At 37.3% G+C, this 21,067-nt stretch carries 23 protein-coding genes; 3 read left to right on the top strand and 20 right to left on the bottom strand.

Annotated features, from left to right (window positions below; genetic code table 11):
* Positions 1 to 2: 2 nt before the first annotated feature.
* From hisF to CRO15_RS08175, 20 genes are all read right to left on the bottom strand, one after another.
* Positions 3 to 758: an imidazole glycerol phosphate synthase subunit HisF gene (hisF, locus tag CRO15_RS08270; protein ID WP_097045331.1), complete on the bottom strand. Its 756-nt coding sequence runs from the start codon at positions 756 to 758 to the stop codon at positions 3 to 5.
* Positions 759 to 1,277, bottom strand: a complete 519-nt coding sequence (locus tag CRO15_RS08265) for a DinB family protein (RefSeq protein ID WP_097045330.1) — start codon at positions 1,275 to 1,277, stop codon at positions 759 to 761. It abuts the gene before it with no gap.
* Entirely contained in the window at positions 1,270 to 2,049 is a 780-nt protein-coding gene (locus CRO15_RS08260) for a 1-(5-phosphoribosyl)-5-[(5-phosphoribosylamino)methylideneamino]imidazole-4-carboxamide isomerase (protein WP_097045621.1), read from the bottom strand. Before CRO15_RS08260 ends, CRO15_RS08265 begins: the two co-directional genes overlap by 8 nt.
* A gap of 4 nt (positions 2,050 to 2,053) precedes the next feature.
* Entirely contained in the window at positions 2,054 to 2,470 is a 417-nt protein-coding gene (locus CRO15_RS08255) for a GNAT family N-acetyltransferase (RefSeq protein ID WP_097045329.1), read from the bottom strand.
* The gene (gene hisH / locus CRO15_RS08250) at positions 2,471 to 3,055 is read right to left on the bottom strand and encodes an imidazole glycerol phosphate synthase subunit HisH (protein ID WP_097045328.1); all 585 of its coding nucleotides are present in this window, start codon (positions 3,053 to 3,055) and stop codon (positions 2,471 to 2,473) included.
* Positions 3,056 to 4,192 carry a bifunctional histidinol-phosphatase/imidazoleglycerol-phosphate dehydratase HisB gene (hisB, locus tag CRO15_RS08245; RefSeq protein WP_097045327.1) on the bottom strand — a complete coding sequence of 379 codons (1,137 nt, stop codon included), beginning with the start codon at positions 4,190 to 4,192 and terminating at the stop codon, positions 3,056 to 3,058. It abuts the gene before it with no gap.
* On the bottom strand, positions 4,192 to 5,238 hold the full coding sequence (gene hisC / locus CRO15_RS08240; RefSeq protein WP_097045326.1) for a histidinol-phosphate transaminase: 1,047 nt from the start codon (positions 5,236 to 5,238) through the stop codon (positions 4,192 to 4,194). Before hisC ends, hisB begins: the two co-directional genes overlap by 1 nt.
* 60 nt (positions 5,239 to 5,298) lie before the next feature.
* Entirely contained in the window at positions 5,299 to 6,588 is a 1,290-nt protein-coding gene (gene hisD / locus CRO15_RS08235; RefSeq protein ID WP_097045325.1) for a histidinol dehydrogenase, read from the bottom strand.
* 6 nt (positions 6,589 to 6,594) lie between these two features.
* Complete coding sequence (locus tag CRO15_RS08230) at positions 6,595 to 7,014, bottom strand: GNAT family N-acetyltransferase (RefSeq protein WP_097045324.1); 420 nt, start codon at positions 7,012 to 7,014, stop codon at positions 6,595 to 6,597.
* Between the two features lies 1 nt (position 7,015).
* The gene (hisG, locus tag CRO15_RS08225; RefSeq protein ID WP_097045620.1) at positions 7,016 to 7,873 is read right to left on the bottom strand and encodes an ATP phosphoribosyltransferase; all 858 of its coding nucleotides are present in this window, start codon (positions 7,871 to 7,873) and stop codon (positions 7,016 to 7,018) included.
* 201 nt (positions 7,874 to 8,074) lie between these two features.
* A complete protein-coding gene (locus tag CRO15_RS08220) occupies positions 8,075 to 8,887 on the bottom strand; it encodes a prohibitin family protein (RefSeq protein ID WP_097045323.1) in 813 nt (270 codons plus the stop codon).
* A gap of 10 nt (positions 8,888 to 8,897) precedes the next feature.
* A complete protein-coding gene (locus CRO15_RS08215) occupies positions 8,898 to 10,931 on the bottom strand; it encodes a VWA domain-containing protein (RefSeq protein WP_097045322.1) in 2,034 nt (677 codons plus the stop codon).
* Between the two features lie 5 nt (positions 10,932 to 10,936).
* Positions 10,937 to 11,683 carry a 3-oxoacyl-[acyl-carrier-protein] reductase gene (fabG, locus tag CRO15_RS08210; protein ID WP_097045321.1) on the bottom strand — a complete coding sequence of 249 codons (747 nt, stop codon included), beginning with the start codon at positions 11,681 to 11,683 and terminating at the stop codon, positions 10,937 to 10,939.
* A gap of 110 nt (positions 11,684 to 11,793) precedes the next feature.
* Positions 11,794 to 12,666 carry a succinate--CoA ligase subunit alpha gene (gene sucD, locus CRO15_RS08205; RefSeq protein ID WP_097045320.1) on the bottom strand — a complete coding sequence of 291 codons (873 nt, stop codon included), beginning with the start codon at positions 12,664 to 12,666 and terminating at the stop codon, positions 11,794 to 11,796.
* Positions 12,667 to 12,731: 65 nt separating this feature from the next.
* Complete coding sequence (locus CRO15_RS08200) at positions 12,732 to 13,667, bottom strand: UDP-3-O-(3-hydroxymyristoyl)glucosamine N-acyltransferase (protein ID WP_097045319.1); 936 nt, start codon at positions 13,665 to 13,667, stop codon at positions 12,732 to 12,734.
* Between the two features lie 6 nt (positions 13,668 to 13,673).
* Entirely contained in the window at positions 13,674 to 14,240 is a 567-nt protein-coding gene (efp, locus tag CRO15_RS08195; RefSeq protein ID WP_097045318.1) for an elongation factor P, read from the bottom strand.
* A 5-nt stretch (positions 14,241 to 14,245) separates the two neighbouring features.
* Positions 14,246 to 15,031: an acyl-ACP--UDP-N-acetylglucosamine O-acyltransferase gene (gene lpxA / locus CRO15_RS08190; protein WP_097045317.1), complete on the bottom strand. Its 786-nt coding sequence runs from the start codon at positions 15,029 to 15,031 to the stop codon at positions 14,246 to 14,248.
* Positions 15,032 to 16,444, bottom strand: coding sequence for a bifunctional UDP-3-O-[3-hydroxymyristoyl] N-acetylglucosamine deacetylase/3-hydroxyacyl-ACP dehydratase (locus CRO15_RS08185; protein ID WP_097045316.1), 1,413 nt, complete (start codon positions 16,442 to 16,444; stop codon positions 15,032 to 15,034).
* A complete protein-coding gene (lpxD, locus tag CRO15_RS08180; RefSeq protein WP_097045315.1) occupies positions 16,431 to 17,462 on the bottom strand; it encodes a UDP-3-O-(3-hydroxymyristoyl)glucosamine N-acyltransferase in 1,032 nt (343 codons plus the stop codon). Before lpxD ends, CRO15_RS08185 begins: the two co-directional genes overlap by 14 nt.
* Positions 17,463 to 17,485: 23 nt before the next feature.
* Positions 17,486 to 18,712 carry an HD domain-containing protein gene (locus CRO15_RS08175; RefSeq protein ID WP_097045314.1) on the bottom strand — a complete coding sequence of 409 codons (1,227 nt, stop codon included), beginning with the start codon at positions 18,710 to 18,712 and terminating at the stop codon, positions 17,486 to 17,488.
* Positions 18,713 to 18,748: 36 nt separating this feature from the next.
* Between CRO15_RS08175 and porX the strand changes: the two genes are divergently transcribed.
* From porX to CRO15_RS19755, 3 genes are all read left to right on the top strand, one after another.
* Entirely contained in the window at positions 18,749 to 20,293 is a 1,545-nt protein-coding gene (gene porX, locus CRO15_RS08170) for a T9SS response regulator signal transducer PorX (protein WP_097045313.1), read from the top strand.
* Between the two features lie 12 nt (positions 20,294 to 20,305).
* The gene (gene tsaE / locus CRO15_RS08165; RefSeq protein WP_097045312.1) at positions 20,306 to 20,719 is read left to right on the top strand and encodes a tRNA (adenosine(37)-N6)-threonylcarbamoyltransferase complex ATPase subunit type 1 TsaE; all 414 of its coding nucleotides are present in this window, start codon (positions 20,306 to 20,308) and stop codon (positions 20,717 to 20,719) included.
* Positions 20,720 to 20,892: 173 nt separating this feature from the next.
* A complete protein-coding gene (locus tag CRO15_RS19755) occupies positions 20,893 to 21,033 on the top strand; it encodes a hypothetical protein (RefSeq protein WP_165769934.1) in 141 nt (46 codons plus the stop codon).
* Positions 21,034 to 21,067 lie beyond the last annotated feature (34 nt).

Below are 21,067 nucleotides of genomic sequence, written 5' to 3'. Positions count from 1 at the left end.
TTTTATAGTCGAACGGGAATACCGTCTTTTTTTAATTCTTGCTTTAAATCCTTTATTTCTATTTCCTTAAAGTGAAAAATACTGGCAGCAAGTGCTGCATCTGCTTTTCCTTCCGTAAAAGTATCCGTAAAATGTGAAACTTCTCCTGCTCCTCCAGAAGCAATAATGGGAATGTTCACAAGCTTGGACAATTTAGACAATGCTTTGTTGGCAAAACCGTTCTTGGTACCATCATGATCCATAGAGGTGAACAATATTTCTCCTGCACCCCGCTCTTCAACTTCTTTAGCCCATTCAAACAAGTCCATTTCCGTAGGGACTTTACCCCCAACTAAGTGAACCTTCCAGTTTCCATCAATCTGTTTTGCATCTATGGCGACCACAATGCACTGTGAACCAAACTTGGCAACAAGCTCGTTGATCAGCTCTGGTCTTTTTACTGCTGAAGAATTAATGGAAACTTTATCCGCTCCATTTTGAAGCAAAATATCCACATCCTCAACGGAAGAAATCCCGCCTCCAACAGTAAAAGGTATATTGACCTTTTCCGCAACATGATACACTAAATCTGCTAAGGTTTTTCTTCGCTCCTCCGTTGCTGAAATATCCAAGAAAACCAACTCATCCGCCCCTTCTTTGGCATAGATTTCTGCTAATTCCACAGGGTCACCAGCATCTCTAAGATCAACAAAGTTGATACCTTTTACGGTGCGCCCGTTTTTAATGTCTAGACAGGGTATGATTCGTTTTGTCAACATCTAATTTTCGTTTTTTGTATTGAGGTTTATTCCATCATAAAAACCCAAATCAGCATTCTTCAATAGTTTTGTCCACAGTGCTATTTGCCCAGTATGGTAAGAAAAATGCTCCACAACATGAACAATATTTCCAATTCCTGAAAACTCAAATCCTTGAACCGACCTTTTCTCTAATAGTTCTTCTCTATTTGCTTCAGTAAAACTTTTTTTTGCCATTTGAACAGTTTCTGCAAGCTTTTGAAAAAGTTCTTCCTTTGAATATCCAGAAAGTGTGGCAAATTCTGCATCGCGGTTTCTATCATCCTCTAACCCTTTTAATGAGGCTATTCCATATTGGGTAATGTTACCACATAAATGCAAAATTAGATTCCCTATACTATTTGTCGATTCATTCGGTTCTTGCCAAATCACTTTTTCTGGAAGTTTGTCCAAACAAATTTTAATCATCCGAAGACTCTCATCCATCCGATAACATGCATTTGAAATAAACTCTTGCTGTAACTGTGTCTCGCTATCCATTCTCCAAAATATAGTGCTCCAGTTGTTTTAAGCTGATTCTATTCTCGTATATAGCTTTACCGATGATAGTCCCTTCGCAACCAATCTCGGCAAGTTTAGGTAGTTCGTCAAAGACTGAGATACCTCCGCTAGCTATCAAACTAACACCAATTACTTCTTTATCCTCAACACCACTGCCTGTTATTACGGTTTCTGTCTTTTTGGTTTTGGACAGAATCTTTTTGTAAAGCTCAAACGAAGGGCCTTCCAGCATACCATCCTTGCTAATATCAGTACAGATAATGTAGTTTATTCCTTTTTTTTGATAGGATTGAATAAATGGTATCAACTCTTGATCTGATTCTTCTTGCCAACCTGAAACAGCAATTTTTTCATCCATGGCATCCGCTCCCAAAATGATTTTTCCAGATCCGTATTTTTCCAACCATCCCAAGAAAGTGGGTTTATCTTTTACGGCGATGCTACCACCAGTAATTTGACTTGCCCCGCTTTCAAATGCGATGTGTAAATCTTCATCTGTTTTTAATCCGCCACCAAAATCGATTTTTAAGCTGGTATGGCCCGCAATACTTTCCAACACTTTATGGTTAACGATGTGTTTTGATTTGGCTCCATCCAAATCTACCAGATGCAAATATTGGATACCGTGGTCTTCAAATTGCTTGGCAACTTCCAATGGATTCTCATTGTATACCTTTTTGGTATCATAATCCCCTTTGGAGAGTCGCACACATTTCCCTTCAATAATATCTATGGCCGGAATTATTCTCATTTGTTCAATTGTATTTTGCATTGTCTTTTGCCATCCACATTGGTGAATTATTTATCCTACTAAAACCAAAGGATTCGTATAACCCATGTGCATCTTTTGTTTTTAGTGCAATGGTGTGCACTTCTTTTATTTCAGGATGGTTCATAATATGCTCCGTCAACATTTTGCCCAGCCCTTTTCCTCTGTGCGACTCAAAAATTATAAGATCCATTATGTATGCAAAAACCACTTTGTCCGTGAGTACCCGTGCAAACCCCATCATCCCATCAGTTCTTGAATATATTCCAAAGCACATAGAGTTTTCTACGGTCTTTATGGTCATTTCTATATCCCTATAGTTACCCCAATAGGAATCTTTTATGGTTTTATGAATCCTTGCGATATCCAGCTCTTTTTTGTCTGAAGAAATGCGAATGTCCATCTAAATTTCAGTTAAAAAGTTTTTCAATATTTCATTGCCAATTTCACTGCTTTTTTCTGGGTGAAATTGAGTTCCATAAAAATTATCCTTTCGCAAGGCCGCACTATATGGAAGTGCATATTCAGCAGTTGCTATAGTTTCGTTGCTCAACGGGGCATAATAACTATGTACCAAATAAATATGTGCACTTTCAGGGATGTCTGCGAACAGATTGGTTTTTAATCCTTCAATCTGGTTCCATCCTATTTGAGGTACTTTGACCGAATCTGGAAAGCGCACTACATCTAGATCAAAAATCCCAAGCCCTTTAGTATTTCCTTCTTCTGAAGAATTGCACATGAGTTGCATTCCCAAGCAAATACCCAAGACAGGTTGTTTAAGTTCAGGGATCAACATATCCAATTCACTTTCCCGTAATTTTTTCATGGCAGAACTGGCCTCTCCCACACCTGGAAAAATAACTTTATCGGCATTACGGATTTCCTCCACATCATTGCTTAAAACTGCTTCATAACCCAAGCGCTTTATGGCAAACTTGATGCTTTGGATATTACCAGCGCCATAGTTGACAATTACAATCTTCATTTATAGCATTCCTTTGGTTGATGGTAGTACCATCTTTTCAACATCTTGTTTTACGGCCATTTTAATGGACTTTGCAAATGCCTTGAAAATGGCTTCAATTTTATGGTGCTCATTGGTGCCCTCTGCTTTTACATTTAAATTGGCCTTGGCTCCATCAGAGAATGATTTAAAGAAGTGCAAAAACATCTCCGTGGGCATATCCCCAACTTTTTCACGCTTGAAATCTGCATCCCAAACCAACCAATTCCGACCTCCAAAATCGATGGCCACCTGTGCCAAGCAATCATCCATGGGCAAACAGAAACCATACCGTTCTATGCCTAATTTATTGCCAAGCGCGTTAGCAAAAACCTCCCCTAAAGCAATTGCAGTATCTTCAATGGTATGATGTTCATCTACTTCCAAATCTCCCTCAACTTTTATGCTTAAATCCATTTGACCGTGTCTGGCCAATTGATCCAACATATGGTCAAAGAATGCTAAACCAGTATCAATATTGCTTTTCCCAGTACCGTCTAGGTTTAATTTGATGTTGATATCCGTTTCATTGGTTTTTCTAGAAATTTCCGAAACTCTGTTTTCCAACTTTAGAAACTCATATATCTTTTCCCAATCATTGCTTTCCAACTCCACATAATCATCCAGTTCTTCACGTTTCACCGTAATTTCCCCAGTTCCCAAATGGGTGTCATCATTAATAAAAATCCCTTTTGCGCCAAGGTTTTTGGCTAATTCCACATCTGTTAAGCGATCTCCTATGACAAAAGAATTCTCCAAATCATAGGAATCAGAAAAATATTCAGTTAACATTCCAGTGCCCGGTTTTCGGGTTTCCGCATTGTCCTTTGGAAATGTCCTGTCTATAAAAACCTTATCAAAGACAACTCCTTCGTTTTCAAAAGATTTTAAAATAAAATCATGAACTGGCCAAAAAGTATTTTCAGGAAAAATATCTGTTCCCAATCCATCTTGATTGGTTATCATAACCAGTTCATAATCCAATTCTTTTGCAATTTTCCCTAAGAAAGTAAATGCTTTCGGATAGAAAATCATTTTTTCAAAAGCATCTATCTGTTCATCGGCAGTTTCTTTGATGATAGTGCCATCTCTATCTATAAAAAGTACTTTTTTGCCCATTACCCTATCTCTTTTAAAATGGCCATTAATTTTTTATTTTCTTCTAATGTCCCCACGGTGAATCTCAATGTATTCTCACATAAGGGTTGATTGCTTCTGTTCCGAACGACCACATTCGCTTCCAGAAGCTCTTGATACCTTTGATCAGCATTATCCACTTTGACCAACAAGAAATTGGCATCACTTGGATATATGGTTTCCACAAAACTTAATCCTTTTAAGGCTTCGACAAGTAAATCCCTTTCCTTTAAAATTCTTTCGACTTCTGCTTTAACCTGTTTGGAAGCCACCACTCTATCCAATGCCCTATCCTGAGTCAGTTGGTTTACATTATATGGCGGTTTTATCTTATTTAAAATTGATATAATCTCTTTTGAGGCGTAACAAACTCCCAATCGAATTCCAGCCATGCCATAAGCTTTGGAAAGCGTTTGGGTGACAATTAAATTGGGGTAATTCTCCAAACAAGAAACCCAACTTTCATTTGCTGAGAAATCAATATAAGCCTCATCAATAATCACAAGCCCATTAAAGTTTTCCAATAATAGTTTGATACGTTCTTGTGAAAAGGCATTGCCAGTTGGATTGTTTGGTGAGCAAACAAAAGTGGCCTTGGATTTTTCATCTGCAGTATTCAGGATTACAGATACATCTGGTTCAAAATCCGTTGTCAGTAAAACTTCTCTATTTTCAATAGCATTGATATCTGACAGTACTTTATACATTCCATAAGTGGGAGGCAAAGTAATTACGTTGTCCTGATTTGGCTCACAAAAAGCCCTGAAAATCAAATCCAACACTTCGTCACTTCCATTGCCCAATAAAATGTTCTCCTCAGAAACCTTTAGTTGTTTTGCCAACAAAGTTTTGAGACTTCTCTGCTGTGGATCGGGATATCGGTTGACCCCATTTTCAAAAGGGTTTTCGTTGGCGTCCAAAAAAATCATTTCGGAACCATCGGAAACATACTCATCCCTGGCCGAAGAATATGGTTTTAAATCCTTCACAGTTTCTCGAACCAGTTTATTTAAATCAAAATTTTCCATCCTTATAATAGATAATGACTGCTCCTTCGACAAGTTCAGGATGACAGTTGTAGCCGGGGTTTAATTTTCCTTAATACTATTCAATCTAAGTGTCATTGCGTTTTTGTGGGCCTGCAAGCCTTCGGCTTCTGCCATGAGTTCAACCGCACTCCCAATTCCTTTAATACCTTCTTTGGTTATTTTTTGAAAGGTCATACTTTTCATAAAACTATCCAGATTCACACCACTGTATTGTTTTGCATACCCATTTGTAGGCAAAGTGTGGTTGGTTCCCGATGCATAATCTCCTGCACTTTCGGGGGTATAATTCCCAATAAATACAGAACCAGCATTCTGGATGTTGTTGATGTAAAAACTTTCATTTTCAACACAAACAATAAAATGCTCTGGGCCATATTCATTAATCAAATCAATAGCCGTTGCATCATTCTCTATCAAAATCAACTTACTATTTGCTATGGCTTTTTCAGCAATTTCTTCACGCGGCAACTTTTTTAGTTGGTTTTCGATTTCTTGGGTTACTTTGTTCAATAAGTTTTCGGAGATTGAAATCAAAACAACTTGACTATCTGCACCATGTTCTGCTTGACTCAACAAATCAGAAGCTACAAAAGAGGGCTTTGCCGTATCATCGGCAACCACCAATAATTCACTTGGACCTGCAGGCATATCAATGGCAACTCCATACTTTGTCGCCAACTGCTTTGCAACGGTTACATATTGATTTCCAGGACCAAATATTTTATACACTTTGGGAATGGTTTCCGTGCCAAATGTCATTCCTGCAATGGCCTGAATACCCCCTACTTTAAAAACTTTAGTAATTCCGCAAAGGTTGGCTGTAAACAAAATAGCTGGGTTCACCTCTCCGTTTTCGTCAGGTGGCGTACAAAGTACAATTTCCTCACAACCTGCAATCTTGGCTGGCACGGCAAGCATCAAAATTGTTGAAAACAGCGGCGCCGTACCGCCCGGAATGTACAAACCTACTTTTTGTATGGGTCTTTTTTCCTGCCAACAGCTTACTCCGGGCATGGTGTCCAGTTGAATCTTTTCAGTTTTCTGTACGGAATGGAATCGTGAAATATTTCTCTTTGCCAAAGAAATAGCATCTTTTAGATCTTCCGAAATTCGGGTAGAGGCGCTTTCCAATTCTTCTGCTGATACCAAAAAAGAATCCAGTTTGACCTTGTCAAATTTTTCGGTATAATCCCTAACAACCACATCTCCACAATCTTTTACTTCTGAAAAAATTGAAGTAACAGTTTCTTCAATGTCGGCAACCGTTTGGGTAGGTCGTTTTAAGATTTCCTCCCAATTTTTCCGTTTTGGATATCTTATTATTGTCATGCCTTTTCAGAATTTTTTTTGATAGTGGTAACCTACCACTTTGTAACCTTGGCTTTCCCAAAATTTTTGACCAGCCTCGTTCTTTGAATAACAATTAAGCTCTGAACCTTCACAGTCAATAGACTTGGCATAGTCAAAAATCCACTCTACAAGCTGTTTACCTAAATTTTTTCCTTGGTATTCAGGTAAAATAAATACATTGTCTGGTTCAACGTGCTTACCTATATAATACTTGGTCAAAATCCATAAGCCGGAAATTCCTATAAGCTTTGTATCATCATATATACCAATACATTGATATCCATTGGAAAACATGTCATTAAGCCTCTCATTGAGCGTCTGAACCGAAATCGAACTATCAAGTTTACTCAAAAAAGGAATTATTGTTTGTTTATCCTTTTGATCTATAAAGTCTATTTTAAACATATTACAGTACCATTTTCTCAATAGGACATACCAGAATGCCCTCAGCTCCAGCTTGTTTCAATTCGTCAATGACCTCCCAAAAAGTATCACGATTGATTACCGTGTGCACAGAACTCCATCCTTCTTCAGCCAATGGTAAAACCGTAGGACTTCTCATCCCAGGTAAAATTGAAATGATTTCATCCAATTTATTATTGGGAGCATTCAGCAATACATATTTATTTTGACGCGCTTGAAGTACAGATTTTATCCGAAATCGAAGTTTTTCCAGAATTTCTATACGTTCTTCTGAGATTTGAGGGGAAATTGCAAGTACGGCTTCGCTTTTTAGAATTACTTCGACCTCTTTTAAATTGTTTTTAAAAAGTGTACTACCGCTGGAAACAATATCACAAATACCATCTGCCAAACCAATGTTGGGTGCTATTTCTACCGAACCATTAATAATGTGCAAATCCGCCGACACCCCTTTAGATTCTAGATACCCTTTTACCGTATTTGGGTAAGAAGTAGCGATACGTTTTCCTTCAAGGTCTTTAACAGAGTTATACTTCATTCCTTTAGGCACTGCCAAACATACACGACATTTGGAGAAATTAAGTTTTTCCTTGGTATCAATATCAGAACCTTTTTCAACCAAAACATTTTCTCCAATAATGGCAATATCCACTACTCCATCTCTTAGATATTGAGGAATATCGCCATTCCTGAGGTAAAAGACTTCCAAAGGAAAGTTGCGTGCTGTCGCCTTTAACTGATCTTTTCCATTATCAATTGAAATTCCACAGTCTTTTAAAATTTTGAGAGAATCCTCATTTAAGCGTCCACTTTTTTGAACCGCTATTCTAATTCTAGTCATTTCTGTTACATTTTGTTTGGAAACCAAACTGGTCTAAAAACAAAACCCGTTTGATTTCTCAAACGGGTTAGAATATATTTAAAAACAACAATACATTTCTATCTCGCTTGAGGGCAAGTATAAAAATGGTGATGATGTGTGTTTTTATTTCTCATTTCGATTTCAAAAGTAGAATATATTTTTTTATCAAAAAAGCCTTATTTAGTTATTTCCCAAAATTAAAGGCAATCCAGAATCACCACTACCAACAACCACTACTTTTGAGTTGGGTGATTTTGAAAGCTCTAAGGTAGCATCTATCCCTTTATCTTGAAGTATCTTATCGGTTAATGAAGCACTTAATATTCGGTTTGCATCTGCCTTACCTTGAGCTTCTATAGTAACTTTCTCAGCTTCCTTTTTTGCCGTGACCAATCGGAATTCATACTCCAATGATTCTTGCTCTTGTTTTAGTTTACGTTCTATTGCCTCCTTAATGGTAGGTGGCAATTTTACATCTTCAACCAAAACTCTTTTAACGTTAAGAAACTGACCTTCCAATTCATTACGAACTTCATCAAGAATTTCTTGCTCAATAACATCTCGCTTGCTCGAATACAACTGTTCAGGGGTATAACGTCCCACTACACTTCGTGCAGCTGCGTTAATTGCTGGGTTTAACAGTTCAAGGATATATTCCTCTCCTTTTGTTTTTATCAAAAAACCGAGGTTTTTGTACTCGGGCTCAAACCAGATTGTTCCATTTACTTTTACTTCAAGTCCATTAACCGAAAGTACGTTCATCTCATCCGAAATGGATTGTTGACGTACTTTATGAATCAACATGTCGTTCCATGGTGCCACAATATGCCATCCTTCTCCGTAGGTAATATCCGTTACAACTCCACCTCCAGCAGGTCTAAATAATACGCCTCCCTCACCGGGTCCTATTCGTACGATTGATTTTGAAAGTAAAATAATTAAAACAATCGCAATAAAAACCGCAGGCAAAGCAATTCTAGGTAATCTATCCATTTTATCTATTTTATATTAATCCGTTATATTTTCTGATAAACCATTCTAATGAAAGGGCCAATACTATTAGGCCAAGCAAGACTTTAAAATCGATTAAAGATACGACATTTTGCTTGCTCTTTTGGATTGGAGTGTATTGTTCTGATTTGGATAAATCACTTATTAACAAGTCGATATCCTCCGGAAAATAAACTTTTCCATTAGTATTTATTGCCAATCTTTGAAGTTTATTGTAATTGGCAGAAATCATTTGCTTTTCTGGATTAAAATCGAGAATCTTAAAAGACCCAGACCGCTTCAAATTTTCCCCTTCAACGGTTACTGTAAAAACATAATCGCCCGCTTCCAAATCACTTAGGTCCACTTCAAAGAAAGAGCGTTTTAGCAACATGGGAGATTCTCTGGAAAAATCATTGGCAGAATCTTTGACAGTTATCTTGATATTAGCATCCGAGTCAAAACTATAGCTTTCATCAAAGTATGATGCTCGAATCCTTGCCACACTCGTATTAGCAAAAATCAAAGGAAAATCCAATTCCAATCTACTTCTTTGATCATTACTGCTCAGGTACACCATCAATTTCCCAATAAAATCATCAAAGTTTTCAAAATTTTGATCGTTACGATAGCTTTGTACTCGCCATTTCCAAATATTCTCCCCAAACAATATGGCTTCCTTCTGTTTGCCCTCAACAAAAATTGAGAAAAGAGGGTTATCCAATTCTATTCCCTTTATTTTCTGATATAAGATAGTCTCCCCATTTTTTTTGAGTTCAATGCTTCCAAAATTATTCTCTAAAGGAGGAAAATCTTTCACTTCAAAATTTCCCAACCCAAAAACACCAAAAGCACTATTTAGAACAGGTAATATTTCTTCATTTTGGTTGTAGTTTTCTTTGAAGAAGTTCTCCTGGGCCTGATTTAGAAAACCCCAATTTGTTTTGGTGCCACAAATGGTGAAACTATTAGATTTTGATTTAGCAATAAAATCATAAACCGATTTAAACTTGTGATTGGGTTGATATAAAATAAAGAGGTCAACAGTTGCTAATCTATCTTCTGCAACTGTTGGTTTTAATATGGACACAGAGCGCTGTTCATTCGTCTCAATGGATTTCTTTAAAGCTCCAATGTCAGGATGAGACATGTCTGATATAATAGCAACATTTGTCTTTTCATCAATTACCTCTACTGCCGTTTGCTTACTATTGTTGAACTTGTTTTTTTCGTTATCCAGGGGTTCCATCTCGATTTTAATTGATTTCACCCCAATGGACTTGGCTTCTATAAGTTTGGTAACAGTCTTGCTATTCTCATTCGCTCCAAAAGTCAAACGTTCCCGATGTACCAATTCGCCATTTACAGCAATGGTAAGGGTTTTTGAAATGCTCTTAGTTCCATTGTAAAAAACGGTCGCCTCCACGGGAAACTTGTTTTTTAAGAAAGCATAGGTATTGCTGTTTACCAGTCCAATTGAAATATCCTCATATGTTGTGGTATCACCTACAATTACAGGGTAAACAGATAAATCACCACTTAAACTTGTAAAGGCATAATCTCTACCAAGGGTTTGGTTGCCATCTGTAAATAGAACTATTGCATTGGTGTTATTTGCAAAGATTTCATCCGTTGTAGAAAGGGCTTTCTCTATGTCCGTGTTCTTCCATTCAAAATTCAAGGAGTCAACTTGCTGAAGCTTTGTTCCAAAAGCGTATTGTTGAATCTCAAAACGATTATTCAACTTTTCATCTGCTACAACCTTGTTTACTTTATCAGTAATTGTATTTTTATCTGTGGCCTCAAGTATGGATTCGCTATCATCAACCAATAGGATAAGATTGGCTTTTTCTAGAAAGTAATCTTGTTTTGTAAACTTGGGGTTGACCAACAATAACAACGCACTAAAAAGTGCAATAAACCGCAAGCCTGCCAAGATTACCTTTAGCTGCCCTTTTTTGCTGTTTTTATAAAAGTATTGGTAAACTACGACGGTAAGCGCAACGATTGCCGCAAGAATAATAAGAAGTACCGTCTTTATCTCCATCCATTTTAGGTTAGCATACCGCCATCTACATTCAATACCTGTCCGGTAACATACCCAGATAAATCCGAAGCTAAATATAGACATGCATTGGCTACATCTTCAGGACTACCTCCTCTTTTTAATGGAATGGCATCTCTCCAGCCCTGTACAGTTTTCTCATCCAATTTATCTGTCATCTCAGTTTCAATAAACCCTGGAGCTATTGCATTGCAACGAATGTTTCTTGATCCCAATTCCAAAGCAACAGATTTAGTAAAACCAATCATTCCTGCTTTGGAAGCAGCGTAATTGGTCTGACCAGCGTTTCCTTTCACCCCTACTACACTACTCATGTTAACAATAGATCCTTTGCGTTGTTTCAACATGGTACGTTGAACGGCTTTGGTCATATTGAAAACGGATTTTAGATTGATTTCAATTACCTTATCAAAATCTTCTTCCCCCATGCGCATCAATAAATTATCTTTGGTTATACCCGCATTGTTGATCAATACGTCAATCCCTTCAAAATCTTCTAGAACTTTTTCAACCAAAGTTGCCGATTCTTCAAAACTTGCCGCATTACTTTTATAAGCTTTTGCTTTTACGCCCATGGCAGTTAGTTCTTTTTCCAACTCCAATGCAGGAGCTTCGCTGGAACTATATGTAAATGCAACGTTGGCACCGTGTTGTCCAAATACTTGGGCTATACCTTTTCCTATTCCTCTACTTGCTCCAGTAATGATTACGTTTTTGCCTTCTAAAAGTTTCATGATGTTTTAGATTTATTCGATTGGTTGTTAACCAAATATAGTTTTTGTTTTACGCATTGAAGAAAAAAAATCCCGTATTACACGGGATTTACAATAGTTTTAACGGTTGATTACCCAACTACTTCTTTTACTTTTACTCCTATTTCAGCGGGAGAATCCACTACATGGATTCCACATTCACTCATAATTCGTTTTTTGGCTTGTGCAGTATCATCACTTCCTCCAACAATAGCTCCTGCATGTCCCATTGTTCTTCCTGCCGGAGCAGTTTCTCCTGCAATAAAACCAACAATCGGTTTTTTACTACCACTTTCTTGATACCATTTGGCGGCATCCGCTTCCAACTGACCACCAATTTCACCAATCATGACCACACATTCGGTCTCTGGATCATTGATCAATAGTTCTACCGCTTCTTTAGTGGTTGTTCCAATAATGGGGTCTCCACCAATTCCAATAGCGGTTGTAATTCCCAAACCTTGACGTACTACCTGGTCAGCAGCTTCATAGGTCAATGTTCCAGATTTAGAAACAATTCCAACGTTGCCCTTCTTGAAAACAAAACCTGGCATAATACCCACTTTTGCTTCTTCTGGGGTAATGACTCCTGGGCAGTTTGGACCTACAAGTGTACAATCCAAATCCTTTATATAGTCATTTGCCTTTACCATATCAGCTACAGGAATACCTTCCGTAATAGTAATAATAACCTTAATTCCAGCACTGGCGGCCTCCATAATGGCATCTGCGGCAAATGCAGGCGGAACAAAAATAATTGTGGTATCGGCACCAACTTCTTTGACTGCATCTTCAACGGTATTGAAAACAGGTTTTCCTAAATGCTCCTGCCCTCCTTTACCTGGAGTAACTCCCCCAACAACATTGGTTCCATATTCAATCATTTGACCGGCATGGAAAGTTCCTTCACTTCCAGTGAAACCCTGAACAATTATCCTTGAATCTTTATTTACTAAAACACTCATATTTTTTGTTTGTTAAGCTGGACAAAAGTATGGTTTTAGCCATACAATGTAAAGTAATTTTTATGCTATTTCCCTTTAGATTTATTGAGCAATGATGGTATATTTCTAATCATGGCCAACTCTTTCATTTTTGTTCTAGCCTCATCAGCAGGACTACCAAAGTAAGTCTTACCTCCTTCTAAACTTTTTGAAACTCCAGATTGTGCCAAAACGATAGCCTTTTCTCCTATGGTTATTGCACTGGCAATTCCAACTTGTCCCCAAAGAATTACCTCGTCTTCAATGATAACACAACCTGCAATTCCTGTATGGGAAGCAATTTGACATTTTCTTCCAATAATGGTGTCATGCCCTACTTGAATCAAATTATCCAACTTAGCCCATTCTTTTATTATGGTATCTCCGGTTACTCCTCTATCAATGGTGCAGGATGCCCCAATATCCACATTGTCCTCAATAACCACACGACCGCTGGAAAGGAGTCTTTCAAAACCTTCCTGTCTTTTCTTATAATAAAAAGCATCCGACCCCAAAACACTGCCACTATGGATTATAACATTGTTTCCAATAATACAATTATCATTAATAGAAACATTGGCGTGAATTAAACAATTCTCACCAATCTTTACGTTGTTCCCAATAAAAACATTAGGTTGAATAACCGTATTTTTTCCAATTTGCGCTGATTCTGCAATAGCAGAGTTTGCGCTGGTAAAGGGAGCAAAATACTGGGTGAGTTTATTAAAATCTGTAAATGGTTCATCAGAAATCAAAAGAGCTTTCCCCTTTGGGCATTCAACTTTTTTGTTGATAAGAACCACAGACGCTTTGCAATTCAGAGCTTTTTCATAGTACTTTGGATGGTCAACAAAAACAATATCCCCTTTCTCAACCACATGAATTTCATTCATGCCCAAAACAGGAAAATTTGCATCCCCAATAAATTCGGATCCTATAATTTCTGAAATCTCCTTTAAGGAATAGGATTTAGGGAATTTCATTCCTGACTATTCTTTAACTCTTTCTTGATATGTTCCTTTCTCGGTTTCCACTTTGATTTTATCTCCTTCATTGATAAAAAGCGGGACATTGATTCTTGCCCCTGTTTCAACAGTGGCTGGCTTAGTGGCATTTGTAGCTGTATTTCCTTTTACCCCAGGTTCAGTATGTGTTACTTCTAAGATAACACTGGCCGGCATATCTACGGAAAGGGGCATACTGTCCTCTGTATTGAAAAGAATTGTGACCACTTCACCTTCTTTCAATAAATCCGGAGAGTCCAAAGAACTTTTTTGCAATGAAATCTGATTGTAATCATCAGTATTCATAAAATGAAAAGTATCCCCATCTGCATACAAATATTGATAAGAACGTGTCTCTACCCGTACATCATCTATTTTATGACCAGCAGAAAATGTGTTGTCTATAACCTTTCCTGTAGTTACGCTTTTAAGTTTTGTTCTCACAAATGCAGGTCCCTTTCCAGGTTTTACATGTAAAAACTCTATTATTTTAAAGATATCGTGATTGTATTTGATGCACAATCCTTTTCGTATATCTGATGTGTTTGCCATAGTTTTTAGTTTGAACTGAAATAACCTTTCATAATTCCGCGTTGCGAATCCCTAATAAATTGAAGAATTTCGTCACGTTCCGGAGTTGCTTCCATTTCCGCTTCTATTATGGAAGCTGCCTGAGAGTTATTATAGTTTTTTTGATATAGTATTCGATAAATATTCTGAACCTCCCTGATTTTATCCGCGGTAAAACCTCTTCTCCTTAATCCTACTGAATTGATTCCAACATAGGAAAGAGGTTCTCTTGCTGCTTTTACATATGGAGGGACATCTTTTCTTACCAAAGAACCTCCTGTAACAAAAGCATGGTTACCTATGGAAACAAATTGATGCACTGCTACCATACCTGCCAAAACTACATTCTCACCAATAGTAACATGACCTGCTAAAGTAGAATTATTACTAAAAATACATCCATCTCCTATAAAACAATCATGAGCGACATGGCAATAGGCCATAATTAAACAGTTATTCCCAATTACCGTTTTCATACGATCTGCAGTACCCTTGTTAATGGTTGCGCATTCTCTTATTGTGGTATTATTACCAATATGGACAGTTGTTTCTTCTCCTTGATATTTTAAATCCTGTGGCATTGCGGAAATTACAGCTCCTGGAAAAATATTGCAATTCTTTCCTATACGGGCCCCTTCCATAATGGTTACGTTAGAACCAATCCATGTACCTTCGCCTATTGTTACATTATTATGTATAGTGGTAAAAGGTTCAATTACTACATTTTTGGCGATTTTGGCACCTGGGTGCACATATGCTAATGGCTGATTCATTTAAGATTCCGTGTTTTTAGTTTTTACAATCTGTGCCATAAGTTCCGCTTCAGAAACCAATTTTCCATTGGCATAGGCATAGGCCTGCATATGACAAATTCCACGTCTTATAGGTGAAATTAAATCGCACTTAAAAATTAAGGTGTCCCCTGGAACCACCTGTCGTTTAAACTTTACATTATCTATTTTCATGAAGAAGGTCAGATAATTTTCTGGGTCTGGCACGGTACTCAAAACTAAAATGCCCCCGGTTTGGGCCATTGCCTCAACTTGCAAAACTCCAGGCATTACGGGTGCACCAGGAAAATGACCCACAAAAAAAGGCTCATTCATAGTGACGTTCTTTACACCCACAACGTGAGTGTCAGAAAGTTCCAATATTTTATCTACCAATAAGAAAGGTGATCTATGTGGCAGCATTTTCATAATCTGCGTAACATCCATAATGGGTGTTTGGTGCAAATCATAACTTGGAACTTTATTCCTCTTTTCTATCTTGATGATTTTGGAAAGTTTCTTTGCAAACTGAGTATTTACGTAATGACCTGGCTTATTGGCGATTACCTTGCCCCTGATTCTAGTTCCTGCAAGAGCTAAATCCCCTACTACATCAAGTAGTTTGTGTCTAGCGGCCTCATTTGGGTAATGTAATGTCAGGTTATCCAAAATACCATTAGGTTTAACCGACAATTTTTCTTTGTCAAAGGCTTTTTCCAATTTCTTCATAGTGGATTCGGATATTTCCTTATCCACATAAACAATAGCATTGTTTAAATCTCCGCCTTTAATCAGCCCATGCTCCAATAACATTTCCAGTTCGTGCAAAAAGCTAAAAGTACGAGCATCCGCAATTTCCGCTTTAAAATCAGAGATTTTTTCCAAAGTAGCATTTTGTGTTCCCAGAACTTTGGTTCCAAAATCTACCATAGTGGTAATCTGATAGTGGTCAGAAGGAATCACAGTAATCTCGCTTCCGGTTGCTTCATCTTTATAAGATATTACATCCTTTACTACGTATTCCTCACGGTCTTGTTCTTGCTCCACAATGCCCGCTTCTTCCAAAGCTTCAACAAAAAACTTGGAGGAACCATCCATAATGGGAGGTTCTGACGAATTCAGTTCTATAAGAACATTATCAATATCCAAACCAACCAAAGCGGCCAGAACATGTTCTGAAGTTTGAATTTTGACTCCGTTTTTCTCCAAATTTGTGCCTCGCTGTGTATTTATCACATAATTGGCATCGGCTTCAATAATGGGCTCACCTTCTAGGTCTACCCTTTTGAATGCAAATCCATGGTTTTCTTTCGCAGGCACAAAAGTCATTATGACATTTCCACCAGTATGTAACCCTACTCCTTCTAGTGTTACTCTATCCTTAATTGTGCGTTGTTTAGTGCTAGTCTTGCTCACCCTCAACTTTTTTTTCTATGTTGGTGATTGTATTTACCAGTTTTGGTAAATTTTTAAAATGTACGTAAGATTTATTGTAGTCACCATAGTTTAAGGCTGGTGACCCTTGAAGAACTTCATCGTCCTTAACATTTCTTCCTATTCCTGATTGTGCTTGTATCCTAACCCTATCTCCAATTGTTATATGGCCAACAATACCTACTTGCCCTCCAATTAGACAATGTTTGCCAATTTTGGTAGAACCGGCAATTCCCGTTTGGGCAGCAATGGCAGTATGCTCACCAATCTCAACATTATGAGCTATTTGAATTTGGTTATCAAGTTTTACACCTTTTCTAAGTATAGTTGACCCCAAAGTAGCTCGATCTATGGTAGTACCAGCTCCAACATCTACATTTTCCTCCATAATCACATTTCCCGTTTGTGGGACCTTGCTGTATTCCCCATTGGAATTTGGGGTAAAACCAAAACCATCCGCCCCAATAATTGCACCGCTATGAATTACACAGCTATCACCAATTATAGATTCTGAATAGATTTTAGCTCCAGCAAAAATGAGAACATTGTCTCCAACTGTGACATTGTCTCCAATGTACACATTGGGATACACTTTTACATCCTTCCCAATTTTCACATTATTGCCCAAGTATGAAAATGCTCCAAGATAAAACCCTTCGCCATATTCGGCACTTTCAGAAACAAATGATGGATTTTCAATACCCACTTTGTTGTTCTTTACTTGATTGTAATATTCCAATAGTTTGGAAAAAGATTTATAAGCATCATCTACCTTTATAAGGGTTGTGGACAAATCCTGCTCAGGAGTGAAGTCCTTGTTTACTATGGTGATGGATGCCTTGGTGGAATATATGTATGAGGTGTATTTTGGATTGGCCAAAAAGGTAAGAGAACCCTTTTCGCCCTCTTCAATTTTAGATAATTTATGCACAGCTATCTGAGGATTTCCCTCAACTTCTCCCTCTAAAATTCCGGCAATTTGGGTGGCTGTAAATTTCATTGCTGCAAAAGTAACAAAATTTGTTAAACAGGTTCTTTTGGATAGCAGCTATAATATTTGGTAACAGTTTTGGACAATGCTTTCAAGCTAAGTTGGTCCGATTCTTTAAGAACATCAGTAACCTTACCATTTTTTTTAAGAATGTTTATAGCTTGGTATTCTTCATTGTAAGCTTTGTTGAAAATTTCACCTTGAAAAACAAAATATGAAGCTTCCTTCAGGGAAATATTATGTTGTTGCATAAAATTGCTTCGTTTTTCTTCGAATTTTTGAAGAGCAATAGGCTTGTTCTTAATTTTCACATTTAACAACTCTCTATTCAACAACATCTTGCATATCTTGGAAAGCACAAAATCTTCATGAAACTGCCAGGATTTAAGAGCCCCTAATACATCAATGTCGTCCAATTGGGCAAATCTCTCAAGAATTTCAGTATTAAAAGTTAGGAGTGAACTTTGCTCAAGAAAATACAGCAACGCAGTGCTTCCTGACAGCTTAATCCTTGAAAGTATGAGTTCTCTAGCCCTAGCCATGGCACGAATAAGAAGCTGTTCGGCAGCCAGGCCTGTTTTGTGCAGATAAACTTGCCAATACATGAATCTTCGAGCCATTAAAAATTTTTCAACGGCATAAATACCTTTCTCTTCTACCACCAAATGCCCATCAACAACATTGAGCATTGAAATGAGTCTTTCAGAATTGATGTTTCCTTCGGTGACACCAGAATAGAAACTGTCCCTCTTTAAATAATCCAGTCGATCCATATCCAGTTGACTAGACACTAATTGATTCATAAAAGGTTTGGGGTATTCTCCTTTAAAGATGGAAATGGCTGTATTCAACTGTCCATTGAATTCTTTATTTAAATGAGCCATGAAATCCAAGGAAAGCTGCTCATGGTTCAAATCAGAAATTATAAACCCTTCAAGCGCATGAGAAAAAGGTCCGTGCCCAATGTCATGCAACAAAATGGCACAAAGCAGCCCTGTTTCCTCTTCTTGCGTGATTTCCACATTTTTCCATCTTAATATTTGAATGGCCTTCGTCATTAAGTGCATTGCCCCCAATGCATGGTGGAATCGTGTATGGTGTGCTCCTGGGTAAACCAAAAAAGACATGCCCATTTGCGAGATTCTTCTCAACCTCTGAAAATAAGGATGAGCTATCAGACTAAAAATAAGTTCATTTGGAGTTCCAATAAAACCGTAAATTGGATCGTTAAAAACTTTAAGCTTATTGGTTTGCGCCAAGGAAGTTTGTTTTAATTACACAAAGATAACTACTATATGAACAAGATCACAATTCTATGGGTCGATGATGAAATCGATCTCTTAAAACCGCACATCCTTTTCTTAGAAAAGAAAAATTATGAAGTAGTTACAAGCCAAAGTGGACAAGATGCTTTAGAAGAGATTAAGAATACTTTTTTCGATATTGTTTTTTTAGATGAAAATATGCCGGGTATTTCAGGTTTGGAAACCCTGAACGAAATAAAGAAACACGATGCCTCCATTCCCGTTGTCATGATAACCAAGAGCGAGGAGGAATACATTATGGATGAGGCTATAGGGTCAAAGATAGCCGACTATTTAATCAAACCTGTAAATCCAAACCAGATTTTATTGTCCTTAAAAAAGAGTTTGGATAACTCCCGTTTGGTTTCTGAAAAGACAACTTCCAATTACCAGCAAGAATTTCGAAAAATTGCCATGGACCTATCTATGGTAAATAGTTGTGAAGAATGGGAGGAACTTTATAAAAAACTCATTTATTGGGAACTGCAGTTGGAAGAAATTGAAGATTCTGGAATGTTTGAAATTTTGGAATCGCAAAAGGTTGAAGCCAATTCCCAGTTCAGCAAGTTTGTGGACAAAAACTATAACCAGTGGTTTCAGGATGATGATGGTCCCATTATGTCGCATACCCTATTTCGAAATAAGATTCAACCTGAATTAAAGGGAAACAAAACTTTACTCGTTGTTATTGACAATTTAAGGTATGATCAATGGTTGGCCTTTGAAGAAACTTTGGCTGTTCATTATAAGAAGAAACAAGAATCTTCATATTACAGTATCCTTCCTACTGCCACACAATATGCAAGGAATGCAATTTTTTCTGGATTAACACCCTTGGATATGGAAAGACAACACCCAGATTGGTGGAAAAATGACACTGAAGAAGGCGGCAAGAATTTGTTTGAAGCCGAATTTCTTGGAGCCCAATTAAAAAGATTGGGATTGGACTTAAAATGGGAATACCATAAAATCAGTAACCTAAGGCAAGGGAAACAATTGGCTCAAAACTTTAGATCACAAAAAGAAAATGACCTTACGGTCTTGGTCTACAATTTTGTGGATATGCTTTCGCACTCCAAAACTGAAATGGAAGTTATAAAGGAATTGGCCTCCAATGACAAGGCATATAGATCTCTTACACTTAGTTGGTTTAAGAATTCTCCCCTACTAGAGATTATTCAGCAAGCACAAGATCTAGGAATGAAACTAATTTTGACCACAGACCATGGAACAATTAACGTAAAACAACCTTCTAAAGTTATAGGAGATAGGGAAACCAGTCTCAACCTTAGATATAAAACAGGCAGAAGCCTTACCTATGAAAATAAAGATGTTTTGGCTACAAAAAATCCTCAAAGCATCCATTTACCAAATATTAATTTGAGCAGCTGCTTTATTTTTGCGAAGAACGATTTGTTTTTTGCTTACCCCAATAATTATAATCACTATGTGGGTTACTATAGAAACACATATCAGCATGGAGGGGTGTCACTTGAAGAAATGATTGTTCCTTTTGTAGTTTTGGATGCAAAATAAATATGGTAGGGAATGGAATTTCATCTTAATGAGCTCAATAAAGCAGTCTCAAAAATCCTAGAATTTGCCAATAGGGAGAAAACCATTTGTTTTTATGGACAAATGGGTGCAGGCAAAACCACATTGATAAAAGAATTGGTGAATGCATTAGGGGCAACCGACCATGGTAGCAGTCCAACTTTTGGTCTTGTTAATGAATATCATGATAAAAATGGGAATTTGCTTGCCTATCATTTTGATTTTTATAGAATAGAAAATGAAGAACAGGCCATGGATATTGGTTTAGAGGATTACCTTAGTTCAAATGTATGGTTGTTTATAGAATGGCCCGAGAAAATTAAATCTTTATTGCCAAATAATGCTGTCTCCGTTTACTTACACTTTATCGATGAAAACACTCGTTCAATCGAGTTTAGTACTGAATGAAATTAATTACATATATCTTTTTAGAAGTTTCGATTAACGGCAAATCGCTCGACAAAATGCAATCCTTTTAGGATGAAATGCAATTTTTATCGACGAAATGCATTGTAGGTAAGTAATTTTTCCTACATTTGTTATTGAAATGAATTCATTTATTAACCAAAAACTCTTTTACGATGAACACTAAAAGACTATTTTTTGGAGTATTGGCTGTTGCTTTCTTGGCAATGACTGCGGTTTCTACCAATGTTGTTGACGTTGACAAGGATCAGACAACAAGTGTTAAGAAAAAGAATATAGTTAGACCTACTAACTAAGCAAGTTCTTTTTCCTAAAACAAAAAACCCTTTC

The organism is Flagellimonas pacifica, from assembly GCF_900215465.1.
Taxonomy (GTDB): Bacteria; Bacteroidota; Bacteroidia; order Flavobacteriales; family Flavobacteriaceae; genus Flagellimonas; species Flagellimonas pacifica.
This window is presented reverse-complemented; position numbering and strand designations above follow the sequence as displayed.